Source organism: Mycobacterium sp. TH-M25 (assembly GCF_057473665.1).
The window spans coordinates 1-12,801 of sequence record NZ_JBYCLA010000330.1 but is presented as its reverse complement, the minus strand read 5'-3'; the positions used below and the strand labels follow the sequence as shown (position 1 = coordinate 12,801).

The 12,801-nt window shown below is 65.6% G+C and carries 11 protein-coding genes and 1 pseudogene; 4 read left to right on the top strand and 8 right to left on the bottom strand.

What is annotated here, in order from left to right:
• From AC2VOU_RS11090 to hypF, 8 genes and pseudogenes are all read right to left on the bottom strand, one after another.
• On the bottom strand, positions 1 to 1,310 hold a 1,310-nt coding region (locus tag AC2VOU_RS11090; RefSeq protein WP_486957425.1), incomplete at its 3' end, for an MATE family efflux transporter.
• 271 nt (positions 1,311 to 1,581) lie between these two features.
• Positions 1,582 to 2,331: a DUF6390 family protein gene (locus AC2VOU_RS11085; RefSeq protein WP_486957424.1), complete on the bottom strand. Its 750-nt coding sequence runs from the start codon at positions 2,329 to 2,331 to the stop codon at positions 1,582 to 1,584.
• Positions 2,328 to 3,470 (bottom strand): annotated as a pseudogene (gene hypD, locus AC2VOU_RS11080) (hydrogenase formation protein HypD). Before hypD ends, AC2VOU_RS11085 begins: the two are co-directional and overlap by 4 nt.
• 9 nt (positions 3,471 to 3,479) lie before the next feature.
• Entirely contained in the window at positions 3,480 to 3,749 is a 270-nt protein-coding gene (locus AC2VOU_RS11075; protein ID WP_486957423.1) for a HypC/HybG/HupF family hydrogenase formation chaperone, read from the bottom strand.
• A gap of 12 nt (positions 3,750 to 3,761) precedes the next feature.
• The gene (hypE, locus tag AC2VOU_RS11070; protein ID WP_486957422.1) at positions 3,762 to 4,874 is read right to left on the bottom strand and encodes a hydrogenase expression/formation protein HypE; all 1,113 of its coding nucleotides are present in this window, start codon (positions 4,872 to 4,874) and stop codon (positions 3,762 to 3,764) included.
• Entirely contained in the window at positions 4,874 to 5,536 is a 663-nt protein-coding gene (locus AC2VOU_RS11065) for a D-sedoheptulose-7-phosphate isomerase (RefSeq protein WP_486957421.1), read from the bottom strand. The genes hypE and AC2VOU_RS11065 overlap by 1 nt, the downstream gene beginning before the upstream one ends.
• Complete coding sequence (locus AC2VOU_RS11060) at positions 5,533 to 6,258, bottom strand: HypC/HybG/HupF family hydrogenase formation chaperone (RefSeq protein WP_486957420.1); 726 nt, start codon at positions 6,256 to 6,258, stop codon at positions 5,533 to 5,535. Before AC2VOU_RS11060 ends, AC2VOU_RS11065 begins: the two co-directional genes overlap by 4 nt.
• The gene (gene hypF / locus AC2VOU_RS11055) at positions 6,255 to 8,639 is read right to left on the bottom strand and encodes a carbamoyltransferase HypF (protein WP_486957419.1); all 2,385 of its coding nucleotides are present in this window, start codon (positions 8,637 to 8,639) and stop codon (positions 6,255 to 6,257) included. Before hypF ends, AC2VOU_RS11060 begins: the two co-directional genes overlap by 4 nt.
• Before the next feature lie 322 nt (positions 8,640 to 8,961).
• Here hypF and AC2VOU_RS11050 point away from each other — a divergent pair, with 322 nt between their 5' ends.
• The 4 genes from AC2VOU_RS11050 to AC2VOU_RS11035 form a co-directional block, all read left to right on the top strand.
• Complete coding sequence (locus tag AC2VOU_RS11050; RefSeq protein WP_486957418.1) at positions 8,962 to 9,297, top strand: hydrogenase maturation nickel metallochaperone HypA; 336 nt, start codon at positions 8,962 to 8,964, stop codon at positions 9,295 to 9,297.
• 24 nt (positions 9,298 to 9,321) lie between these two features.
• Positions 9,322 to 10,164 carry a hydrogenase nickel incorporation protein HypB gene (hypB, locus tag AC2VOU_RS11045; RefSeq protein ID WP_486957417.1) on the top strand — a complete coding sequence of 281 codons (843 nt, stop codon included), beginning with the start codon at positions 9,322 to 9,324 and terminating at the stop codon, positions 10,162 to 10,164.
• 436 nt (positions 10,165 to 10,600) lie between these two features.
• Positions 10,601 to 11,656 (top strand): NADH-quinone oxidoreductase subunit B family protein, encoded by a 1,056-nt coding sequence (locus tag AC2VOU_RS11040; protein WP_486957416.1) that lies wholly within the window; start codon positions 10,601 to 10,603, stop codon positions 11,654 to 11,656.
• A 48-nt stretch (positions 11,657 to 11,704) separates the two neighbouring features.
• A partial coding sequence (locus AC2VOU_RS11035; protein ID WP_486957415.1) for a nickel-dependent hydrogenase large subunit occupies positions 11,705 to 12,801 on the top strand: 1,097 nt, incomplete at its 3' end.

Sequence of the window (12,801 nt, the reverse complement as noted above, 5' to 3'; positions counted from 1 at the left end):
ACCCAGCGCCCGGACAGCACCCGCCAGCCGACGAACACCAGCCGCAGCACGATGAACGCGGTCAACCCCGACCAGATGCCGGCCAGCCCCCACCCGAAGATCAGCGACAGCCAGATCAGCGGCAAAAACCCGGCCAGCGCGCTGATGACGGTGGCGGTGCGCATGAACGCGGCATCCCCAGCACCCAACAGCACCCCGTCCAGGGCGAACACGATGCCGGCTGCCGGCAACTGGCCGACCAAAAACCACCACGGCACACCGATCGCGGCCAGCACCGATGGGGCGTCGGTGAACACGGCGGGCAGCACGGGCGCACCGGCCCCCAGCAGCACCGCCAGCACCGTCGCCGCCACCAGCGAGAACACCGTCACCCGCCACGCCACCGACTTCGCGTATCCGGGATGACCGGCGCCCAGCGCGGCGCCGACCAGTGCCTGTGCCGCAATGGCCAGCGAATCCAGCACCAGCGCAAGGAAATTCCACAATTGCAGCACCACCTGGTGCGCCGCGACCGCCGCCGCGCCGAAGCGGGCGGCCACCGCCGCGGCCGACACGAAGCAGGCCTGGAACGCGAGGCTGCGGACGAACAGGTCGCGGCCCATCACCAGTTGCGCCCGCAGCACCGCCGGGTCCATCCGCAGCGCGACCCGTTCGGCCAGCAGCGCCCGGCAGAACAGCAGCGCCGCCAGCCACTGCACGACCACGTTGGCCACCGCCGAGCCGGCCAACTCCAGCCGCGGCAGCCCCAGCCAGCCGTACACCAGCAGCGGGCACAGCAGCGCCGACAGGCCGAACCCGGCGATGACATAGCGCAGTGGGCGCACCGTGTTCTGCACCCCGCGCATCCAGCCGTTTCCGGCCAACGAGACCAGGATCGCCGGGGCGCCAAGGATCGCGATCCGCAGCCACGGCAACGCCGCTGCGGCGATGTCTGCCCCACCCGATCCGGCGCCGGCGATGACCGATACCAGCGGCACCGCCGCGCATTCCACCGCGAGGGTGATCAACGCTCCGATCGCCAGCGCCAGCCAGGTGGCCTGCACCCCCTCGGCGACCGCCGCCCCCCGGTCACCCGCCCCGAAGAACCGCGCGGCACGTGCCGTGGTCCCGTAGGACAGGAACGTCGACTGCGACCCCACCACTGAAAGCAGCATCCCGCCGATAGCCAGCCCGGCCAACGGCAGCGCACCGAGACGACCGACAATCGCGGTGTCGAACAACAGGTATAGCGGTTCGGCGGCCAGCACACCCAGCGCCGGTAACGCCAGCGCCGCAATCTGTCGGCCACCGACCCCGGGCTTGTCAGTCACGACCACCATCCTGCGCGAGCGTGCGCAAACCCGGTGAAAAACCGGCATCTACACCGTGGTGGCCCTCGTCGGGCTGATCATCAACCGCCGCCACCTGGCCGCCACCGTTGCCGCACCGTTCGTCGGGCACGCGGTTCGCCACGCCGGACACCCGCACGAGCCGTAACAGCCGTCCCGCCGGCGTTCGGTGCGCTGATCACGGCGGCCGGTTATCCGCTGGCGTTCGCGGTATGCGCATTGTTCCCGCTGGCGGCGATACCGCTGGTTCCGGTCAAGCACGAACCGGCCGACTGAGCCGCGCCAGCCGCTGGTTGGTGACATGCAGCTGGCGGGCGGTGCTGTCGGCCAACGCCGCGATCTGCTCTGGTGTCAGCCGGCCGCACAGCCGACCCCAGTGCACCGCGACGTCGTCGCCGGGTGCCGCATCGGGCACCGCACTGTAGCCGTCCACCTGCACCTCGAATAGGCGCGACGCCGGTTCGGACAGGGAAAGCGCATGCCCGTCCCAGACCAGCCCGCGGCACGACGCCTGCACCTTCTCGCCGTGGCGGGAAAGCACCGTGCCCCACGTGATCCGGCAGTTGTCCAGCACGCCCAATGGTTGCTCCCCTCGCCCCAGCAGCCGCGACCACGGATACACACCGAACACGTGAAAGCAGTGGTTGGCCGCGGCTTCACCGGCCAGGTCGCCGGTTAGGTGCGACCAGTAGCGGCCGGCCTGCGGGCCGATGATCGCCAGCAACGCCTCGAGGAACTCCGCGCCGTCCAGGTCGGCGCCGACGCCGCCGCCGAGCCAGTACGACTCGACGAGCCGGTAATCGAGTGGATCCGCAATGCCGGTCGCCGCCGACAGCACCCGCAAATACGGCCAGGCGCCGGAAAACTTGGCCGCGGCCGCCCGCACCTCCTTGGTCGACCCGTCGGCCAAGGTGGCTCCCAGCGGCGGGCCGCAGTAGCCCAGCGCATTGGGGGCATAGGCGTAGCGCGCGAACATCTCCGCCCCCCGCGTGCCGCCATTCATACCCGGGTGGGTTGTGCGAGTTTGACGGCGTCGCGGTGCATCCGGCCGAAGTTGTAGTAGGCCGCACACGCTCCTTCGGGAGACACCATGCAGGTGCCGATCGGGGTCTCCGGGGTACACGCGGTACCGAACACCTTGCACTCCCAAGGCTTGAGCACCCCCTTGAGCACCTCACCGCACTGACACGCCTTCGGATCAGCAACCCGCACCCCCGGCATCGAGAAACGCACCTCGGCGTCGAACTCGGCGTAATCATCGTTGACCGCCAACGCACTTTGCGAGATGAAACCCAGACCACGCCATTCGAAATGCGGACGCAACGCAAACACCCGACCCATCAACGCCAACGCCGCCGGGTTGCCGCCCTGACGCACCACCCGCGAATACTGATTCTCGATCTCACACCGACCCTCCCGGATCTGAGTCAACAACATCGCCACCGCCGCCATGATGTCCAACGGCTCAAACCCCGCGATCACCAACGGCTTGTGATACACGTCGTTGACCACCCGCTACGGCCGATCCCCCACCACCGTCGACACATGCCCCGGACCGATGAACCCCGACAACCGCAGATCCGGCGACTCCAAGATCGCCTTGATCGGCGGCACGATCATCACGTGATTGCAGAACACACTGAAATTCCTCAACCCCAACTCACGGGCACGCACCAACGTGACCGCCGTCGACGGGGCGGTGGTCTCAAACCCGATACCGAAAAACACCACCTGCTTATCCGGCTGCTCGACCGCGATCTTCAGCGCATCCAACGGCGAATACACAAACCGCACATCAGCACCACGCGCCTTGGCATCCAACAGATTGCCATGCGAACCCGGCACCCGCATCATGTCACCAAAACACGTGAAGATCACATCAGGCTGCTGCGCCAGCCACATCGCATCATCGATACGCCCCATCGGAATCACACACACCGGACACCCCGGACCATGCACCAACTCGACATTCTCGGGCAACAGGTGCTCGATGCCATGCCGATAAATGGTGTGAGTGTGCCCGCCACACACCTCCATGAACTTGAAATGCTCGGATCCCTCACCGGTCCCGGCCAGATGCTCGATCGCACCCAGCAACTTACGGGCCGCGGCCGGGTCACGGAACTCATCAACGAATTTCATGGCTATCCCCTAGATTGTGGATGAATTGAACGCTTCGAGCTCCGTGTCATACACATCGCCGAGCTTCTGCACCGCCGCCAACGTCAACAACGCCTCGGTCTCATCAACCTTGGCCATCGCGAACCCCACATGCACCAACACCCAATCATCAGGCGCAGGCATCTCCTTCTCCAACAACGCCACACTGATCGTGCGCTGCACACCACTCACATCAACCTTCGCCAAAAAATTAGCCGGATCGGTGATCTCCACGATCCGCCCCGGAATCCCCAAACACACGATGATCTCCTTTCAACAGATCCGCGGCAACGGGTCACCGACCAACATGTCGACAATCCGCGAACCACCAAACCCGGTCTGCACCACCACGGTCTCCTCGGGCTCAGCGATAATCTCCCCCACCAAGGCCGCCTCAGCCCCCAACGGATGCGCCCGCAACGCCGCCAACCCCGCCTCAGCCTCATCGGCGGCCACCACAGCAACGAACTTGCCCTCATTGGCCACATACAACGGATCGATACCCAACAACTCGCACGCACCCCGCACCATCGGCGCCACCGGCAACCGATCCTCGGCCAACAACACCGCCAACCCACACGCCTGGACCAGCTCATTGCACACCGTGCCCAACCCACCACGAGTCGGATCCCGCAACCAACGCGTCGAGGGCGCCGCCGCCAACAACACCTCCACCAACGCAGAAACCGACGCGGTATCCGAACAAATATCGGCCTCAATAGCCAAATCACCGCGGGCCAACATCACCGCCATCCCATGATCACCAATCGACCCCGACAACAACACCCGATCCCCCACCCGCACCGAAGCCGCCGACAACTGCCGACCAACCGGAATCACCCCCACCCCCGTAGTCGTGATAAACAACCCATCAGCCGCACCCCGCGGCACCACCTTGGGATCCCCAGTAACAACATGCACACCCACACCCGCAGCCGCCACCGCCATATCAGCAACAACCTCTTTAAGCTCGGCGATATCGAAACCCTCCTCGATCACAAACGCCGCCGAAATCCACTGCGGCACCGCACCCATCACCGCAAGATCATTAACCGTGCCATGCACCGCCAACACACCAATCGAACCACCCGGAAACCGCCGCGGCTGCACCACAAACGAATCCGTCGACATCGCCAACCGATCACCACCCGGCAACCCCAACACCGCACCATCACCCAACGACTCCAACAACGGATTACGAAACGCCTCCACAAACACCGCATCCACCAACGCCGCCGACGCCTTACCACCCGCCCCATGCGCCAACGTCACATGCTCATCCAACAACCGAGGACGCCGACGACGAAACGACTCAATCCGCTCAATCACCTCACCCTCAGCAAAACCCGGACCCGACCCCACATACTCACCCACCGACTTACCCATCACACCCCCACCAAACTCTCGTGGACCGCTGACCACAGCTGAAAAGCCAGCCGCGCCTGCGATTCCTGGATCCGGTGCACACTTTGGGACCGGACGACAAAACACACATCGACATCCGGGCACGTTGCGAAGGCGCCCCCGTCGTATCCGGCGAAACCGATGACATACATGTCGCGACGACGTGCCTCCCGGAACGCCGTGATCACATTCGCCGAGTTGCCGCTGGTCGACATCGCGACCGCGATATCGCCCGGGCCGGCGCGGGCAATCAACTGCCGGGCGAATACCAGCTCGTATCCGACGTCGTTGCCCAGCGCGGTCAGGATCGCCTGGTCCGCGGTCAACGACCAGGCCGGCAGCGGCTGCCCGCGCGGCGGCCTGGCGAACAAGGTGGCCAAGGTCGTCGAATCGGTGGAACTGCCGCCGTTGCCGAAGGCGAACAGCCGTCCGCCGGTGGCGAATCGGCGTGCCATCTCGGTGGCCGCGGTGGCCAGCAGGTCCGCGTTGGCCTCCAGTGTGGACTGTCGCAACGCCAGGCTCTCGTCCGCCTTCCGCTGCGCCGACGCGGTCAGGTCGGCCAGCAACGCCTTGGGATCCTCTTCTTGCGCGTCGATGAACGGATACAGGAAATCGGTGGGTTCCTGGCGCTCGGTTGAGCTCACGAGTCATCCTCCTCGTCCACTTTGCTGATCGCCATTCCCGCGTGCACCAGCACCAGATCCCCGGCGCTGACCGGATCGACCAGCGTTGTCGCAACTTCCTCCACTCCAGCGGCGGTGCGCACCGCCGCCATCCCTTCGGCCGACACAGCCACCACTTCACCGAGACGCCCTTCGTCGCTGCAGGTGATGCAGACCTCGTCGGCGCACTCGGCCCCCGGTGTCAGCACACCGGGGTGTTCGAAGCAGACATGGGTCAGTTCCCACAACAGGTGGTAGAACAGCACGAACCCGCCGGTCGCCGGCACCATCGGATCAGGGTCGTCCAGCCACAGCACATGATCGGCCGCACCCGCCGGGGGCCGCGCACCGCTGCCGATCCACACGGTGTTCACCCCCCAGGCCGGGCTTCGGCGCATCACCGAGGCCACCTCGGCATTGTCGGCGCCGGCCACTGCCACCACGATGTCGCCGGGCCGCGCCGACACCCGCACTTGGTCCACCAGTTCGGGGCCAGTCAGCGCCACCGCCGGCAACGCGCGCTTCCCCATGATCACCGGGTGCACAAACTCGACCGCGATGTGCAACGCATGCGGCTCCCACGACGGCGCAAGCGACCACATGGTCGCGCCCGCCGCAAATCGTCTGGCCAGGGTGAGCGAGGTGGCGGCCAGATCCGTCGCCAGATCGGCGCCCAGACCACGGTCGATCACGGTGGTAGTCATGACAAATCAGCCCTCTTCCCGTCGGTTTGCAGGTCCAGCGCGGTCAGCACGGATACGGCCGCCTGACCGAGCGCCAGCCCCCCGTCGTTGGGCGGGACCACGCGGTGGGTCAGCACCTCAAATCCCGCCTGCTGCAGCCGATGCCGACACCCGCGCAGCAGCAACACATTCTGGAACACCCCACCGGTCAGCCCCACCAGTGACACCTGGCCGGCGACCAGACCGACCACCTCGGCGACGGCGACCGCGACCGCGTCGTGGAACCCGGCGGCCAGCACGGCCGGCTCGACACCGGCGCGCAGCGCCGACACCATCGCCGACAGCATGGCGGTGGGATCGATCACCCCGTCGGGCCGCACATCCATTCGCAGTATCGGACCTCCGGCCGTGTCGACCGAATCGGCGAGCAGCTCGAGTTCGATGGCGGCCTGTCCCTCGTAGTCGATCCGGTGCCGCACCCCCAGCAGCGAGGCGACCGCATCGAACAACCGGCCCATGCTCGAGCACGGCACACAACCCACCCCGCTGACCAACTGGGACCGGATGGCGCCCCGCTCCGCAGGGGTAGCCGCGGCCACCGGAGCCAAATCGGGGGCCCAGTCGATACCGGCCACCCACAACTGCGAAAGCGCCATCCGCCACGGATTGCGCACCGCGGCGTCACCCCCCGCCAGCGGCACCGCCAACAGGTGCCCGACCCGGGTGAACCGATGGCTGTCGCGCCCGAGCGTCAGAATCTCCCCGCCCCAGATCGTCTGATCGCTGCCGTAGCCGGTGCCGTCGAAGGCCACCCCGACGATCGGTTCACCGAGCCGGCCGTGCTCGGCCAGCAACGAGACGACGTGGGCATGGTGGTGCTGCACCAGGTCCACCGGTCGCTCGCCGGCATGACGCTCCGCCCAGGTCCGGGTTTGATACCCCGGATGCAGATCGGCGGCCAACCGCACCGGCTGTTGCCGTGTTGCGCTGAGCTGGCCCACCGCCCGTTCGAATGCGCGCAGTGTCTCCAGGGTCGCCATGTCGCCGATGTGCCCCGACATGTAGGCGCGCGGACCGTCGGTGAGGCAGCAAGTGTTCTTCAGTTCGCCACCTACGGCCAGTACGGCCGGGCCGTCGCGCCCGAGGTCCACCGGCAGTGGTGCGTAGCCGCGGGACCGGCGGATCGGCAGTTCGGCGCCGTCGACAACCCGCACCACCGAGTCGTCGCAGGGCACGTGGATCGGTCGATCATGGTCGAGTACCGAGTCGCAGAGCGCCGAAAGCCGCCGCACGGCATCGTCTTCGGTGAAGCAGATCGGCTCATCGGAACGGTTCGCGCTGGTCAGCACCAGTGCGTCGGGTACCGGCGCGCCGACCCCCGGTACCGGGGTCAGCAGCAGGTGATGGATCGGTGAGTACGGCAGCATCAGCCCGATCAGTGGGCTGCCCGGTGCGACGGCGTCGGCCACTGGTGCGTCCGGGCGACGCCGCAGCAAGACGATCGGCCGGGCCGGGCTGGTCAGCACCGCGGCCTCGGTGTCGTCGATCAACGCGTAGCGGCCGGCGACGTCGAGGTCGCGCACCAGCATGGCGAACGGTTTGGCGCCCCGTGCCTTGCGGCCGCGCAGTGCGCCGACCGCTGCGTCGTCGTCGACGATGCAGGCCAGGTGATAGCCGCCGATGCCCTTGACCGCGACCACCGCACCCGCGGCCAGCGCCTCCTGGGTGGCCGCCAGCGCGGCGTCGGATCCGCCGACCCGTCCGGCGTCATGGGTTCCGGCAGAAAACCACAGCGACGGTCCGCAGTCCGGGCAGGCGATCGGTTGGGCATGGAACCGGCGATCGGTCGGGTCGTGGTATTCGGCTGCACACCGCCGGCACATATCGAAACCCGCCATGGTGGTGCCCGGACGGTCATAGGGCAGCTCCCGGATGATGGTGAACCGGGGCCCGCAGTTGGTGCACGTGACGAACGGGTGCCGGTAGCGTCGGTCACCGGGGTCGAGCAGTTCGCTCACGCAGTCGTCGCAGACAGCGATGTCCGGCGGAATGGGCGTGGTGGCACCGGTAACCGTCTGGCTTGCCACGATCCGGAAACCGGTCCCGGACGTCGCAGTGTCGGCCCCGATCTCGACAACGGATATGCCGCTGATGCTGGCCAGGGGCGGCGCTTCGGCGCGCAGCCGGCGTCCGAACCCGTCAACGCGGGTGCGCGAACCTTGCACTTCGCAGAAGACCGCGCCGGAGTCGTTGCCGACAAATCCGGTCAGGCTCAGCTCGGTGGCGATCCGGTGTACAAACGGACGGAACCCGACGCCTTGGACGACGCCGGTCACGGTGAATCGCCGCCGGACTTGGTCGGCTGCCAGGCCGGATCGCAGCATCAGCGAAGTATCGGGCATGCGCACCCTCGCGGAGCGGCGATCAAGTCAGAAGGCTCGATTTGCCGGCCACACTTGATACATCGCTTAAGCCAGTTTGGTTGAAACACCATTTAATACGTTCCGATCACGCGTTTCGTGAAGCGGGGGCTGAAGCTTCACGCGTTTTCCATCGTAGGCGCGTTCGGCCCGCGCCGTTAGCGGATTCGCACCGGCGGCTAAATCCGTCGAAATGCCTGTCGATTTCGCGTCTAGTCTCCCGCGCTTGTCGGCCTGGGGTGTACAACGGTGCTCATGGACCGACCCAGCGCGCGGCGCCTGGCGCAGACCGCGGCGGTCAGCGATGCATGAGTTGTCGCTGTGCGAGGCGATCGCCGGTGTGGTGAAACCGTATGCCGAGGGCCGTCATGTCGACGTAATCCGGGTACGCGTCGGCGCCCTGCGCCAGGTGGTGCCCGAATCGTTGTCGTTCTGCTGGAGCCTGGTTCGCGATCACCAGGACATGGGCGACGCCGAGCTGGAACTGGAGTTCGTCACCGCCCAGGTGCGGTGCCGCTCCTGCAGCCGGGATTCGACGATCACTTCGCGGTGGTCACTGTTGTGCCCGCACTGCGACAGCGCCGATGTCGAGGTGTTGTGCGGCGACGAGTTCCTGGTGACCTCGCTGGATGTGTCCTGATAAGCGCGCGAAAGGTAGCGACCAATGGGTAGGTTTCATCGTCACGACGACGGCACCGTGCACACCCACGACCACGAGCACGAGCACGGCCACCACCACGACCACGACCACCACCACGACCACGACCACGACCACCACCACGACCACGACCACGACCACGACCACGGAGATCACAGCGGCTACGACACCGGCTCCCAACGTGTGGACGTGCTGGAGTCGATTTTCGCCGAGAACGACGTCCGGGCCGCTGACAATCGGGAGGCTTTTGAGAGCAACGGGGTTCGGGCGCTGAACCTGATGAGCTCGCCCGGTTCGGGTAAGACCACCGTGCTTGCGGCCACCCTGGACGAGTTCGCCGGCGAGATTGCCGTCGGGGTGATCGAGGGTGATATTGCGACCGACCTCGACGCGGCCAAGCTCGGCGGCCGGGGCGCGCAAGTGGCCTTGCTCAACACGAGTAACGGGTTCGGCGGCGAATGTCACCTCGACGCGCCCATGGTCAACCGCGCGCTTCGGGGCCTGGATCTGGCCGGACTGGACCTGGTCGTCGTCGAGAACGTCGGAAACCTGGTATGCCCGGCTGAGTTCGACGTCGGTGAACACGCCAAGGCCATGGTCTACTCGGTTACCGAAGGCGAGGACAAACCGCTGAAGTATCCGGTGATGTTCCGCGCGGTGGACGTGGTGTTGCTCAACAAGATCGACCTCGTGCCGCATCTCGACGTCGACGTCGACGCCTACGTCGCCCATATCCGCGAGGTCAACCCGACGGCAACGATTCTGCCGGTGAGCGCCCGGACGGGCGACGGAATGCCGGACTGGTTCGCCTGGCTGCGGCGGTTCGTGGGCGGAACCTCTGCAGCCTGAGTGGGGCACGCCCTGGGACGCCACGTCTTCCGTATCGGACAGGGCTTCTGCCCGTTCTATGGGCGTTCGGAATGGACCAACCGTGGGCGATCCAGCTAATCTAACTGCAATTGACTTGCATGACTGTTGTTGCACTCGATTCGCATGAATCTTCAGTTAAACGCCCGGTTGAACATATGCGCTCAAACATGCCCTGCTGCTCAACCATCCACTAAATAGTGTGCGTTTCACCGGCAGCTCGCAGTCGCCGGAGTGTATCGAAAAATCTACCGACAAGTAGGAGAACCCTCGGATTCCAGCAAAGGCCATCGGCTCGCTGTCAGATAGTTGACATCTACTACGTACTGGAGTAGACCAACATTCAGCGTCGCGCAAGCGGGTCGATAGTCGACTCCGGCGGTGCCAGGGGCCCAGCCCGGTCCCGGAAAGCTGCATAATGCCAACGGAAGCAGCAGTCAAAGCCGAAGAGACCTTGATCCACGTCTTATGGATCAACGCGGGTCTGAGTTGTGACGGCGATTCGGTGGCGTTGACTGCCGCCACCCAGCCCAGCATCGAAGAGATCGCGCTCGGCGCCCTGCCGGGCCTCCCGCAGATCGCCGTGCACTGGCCGCTGATCGACTTCGAATGCGGACCCGAGGGCGGCGCGGACGATTTCCTGGAGTGGTTCTGGAAGGCCGACCGCGGTGAACTCGAACCGTTCGTGCTTGTCGTCGAAGGTTCGATCCCCAACGAGAATTTGCACAACGAGGGCTACTGGTGCGGCTTCGGCAACGACCCCGCCACCGGTCAGCCGGTAACGACCAGCGAGTGGCTGGACCGGCTCGCGCCCAAGGCGACCGCGATCGTGTGCGCGGGGACCTGCTCGTGTTATGGCGGTATCCACGCCATGGCCGGCAACCCGACCGGAGCGATGGGGGTGCCCGACTACCTCGGGTGGGAGTGGAAGAGCAAGGCCGGTATCCCAATCGTCTGCGTCCCCGGCTGCCCCACCCAGGGCGACAACCTGTCCGAGACACTGACCTATCTGCTGTACATGGCCACCGGACAGGCGCCGATGATCCCGCTGGACGACGAGTTGCGCCCCACTTGGTTGTTCGGCAATACCGTGCACGAGGGCTGTGACCGGGCCGGCTACTACGAGCAGGGCGACTTCGCCACCGAGTACGGGTCGCCGAAATGCATCGTCAAACTTGGCTGTTGGGGTCCGGTTGTCAAATGCAACGTTCCCAAACGGGGATGGATCAACGGTGTCGGTGGCTGCCCCAATGTCGGTGGGATCTGCATCGGGTGCACCATGCCCGGGTTCCCGGACAAGTTCATGCCGTTCATGGATGAGCCGCCGGGCGGGTTGATCTCGTCGACCGCGTCGGGGCTGTACGGCTCTTTCATCCGCCCGATGCGCCGTATCACGGGGCGCACCCTCGACAAGGAGCCGCGTTGGCGGCACAAGGGCAGGAAACTGACCACCGGAGCCCGCCGCACCTGGTAGGCGCGCGGATCCCGACCATCCCCCCAGCTACGGAAAGAGCACACTTCGATGACAACCATCATTCCCAAGCCGTCCCACTCCAAGCACGAACCCGGCCAACTCGTCGAAATGGCCTGGGACCCGATCACCCGGATCGTGGGCAGCCTCGGCATCTATACCAAGATCGACTTCGAGAACCGCGAGGTCGTCGAGTGCCACAGCACATCGTCGATCTTCCGCGGCTACTCGATTTTCATGAAGGGCAAGGACCCCCGCGACGCGCACTTCATCACCAGCCGCATCTGCGGCATCTGCGGTGACAACCACGCCACCTGCTCCTGCTACACGCAGAACATGGCCTACGGCGTGCAGCCGCCGCACCTCGCCGAGTGGATCACCAACCTCGGCGAGGCCGCGGAATACATGTTCGACCACAATATCTTCCAGGAGAACCTGGTCGGCGTCGACTACTGCGAGAAGATGGTCAAAGAGACCAACCCATCGGTCCTGGCCAAGGCGGAGAACACCGCGGCACCGCACGCCGGCGCGCACGGGTACAAGACGATCGCCGACATCATGCGGTCTCTCAACCCGTTCAGCGGCGAGTTCTACCGGGAGGCGCTGCAGGTCAGCCGATTGACGCGGGAGATGTTCTGCCTGATGGAAGGGCGGCACGTGCATCCGTCGACGCTGTACCCGGGCGGTGTGGGCACGGTGGCGACCATCCAGCTGATGACCGACTATATAACCCGGCTGATGCGCTACGTCGAGTTCATGAAGAAGGTCGTGCCCATGCACGACGACCTGTTCGACTTCTTCTACGAGGCCCTGCCCGGCTACGAGAAGTCCGGCCTGCGCCGCACCCTGCTGGCCTGCTGGGGCTCATACCAAGACCCCGAGCATTGCAACTTCGCCTACAAGGACATGGAGAACTGGGGCCGCAAGATGTTCGTCACGCCAGGCATCGTCGTCGACGGCAAGCTCGTCACGACCTCGCTGGTGGACATCAACCTCGGCATCCGGATCCTGTTGGGCAGCTCGTACTACGACGACTGGACCGATCAGGAGATGTTCGTCAAAACCGATCCGCTCGGTAACCCGGTGGACCGACGTCACCCATGGAACCAGCACACCAACCCGCGTCCACAGAAGCGCGACCTGGAGGA

Bases quoted from the DNA above. Each gene is read 5' to 3' on its own strand.
- AC2VOU_RS11085 (WP_486957424.1), bottom strand. From the start codon at position 2,331: ATGAATGGCGGCACGCGGGGGGCGGAGATGTTCGCGCGCTACGCCTAT.
- hypE (WP_486957422.1), bottom strand. From the start codon at position 4,874: ATGGGTAAGTCGGTGGGTGAGTATGTGGGGTCGGGTCCGGGTTTTGCT.
- AC2VOU_RS11060 (WP_486957420.1), bottom strand. From the start codon at position 6,258: ATGACTACCACCGTGATCGACCGTGGTCTGGGCGCCGATCTGGCGACG.
- hypF (WP_486957419.1), bottom strand. From the start codon at position 8,639: ATGCCCGATACTTCGCTGATGCTGCGATCCGGCCTGGCAGCCGACCAA.
- AC2VOU_RS11050 (WP_486957418.1), top strand. From the start codon at position 8,962: ATGCATGAGTTGTCGCTGTGCGAGGCGATCGCCGGTGTGGTGAAACCG.
- hypB (WP_486957417.1), top strand. From the start codon at position 9,322: ATGGGTAGGTTTCATCGTCACGACGACGGCACCGTGCACACCCACGAC.
- AC2VOU_RS11040 (WP_486957416.1), top strand. From the start codon at position 10,601: ATGCCAACGGAAGCAGCAGTCAAAGCCGAAGAGACCTTGATCCACGTC.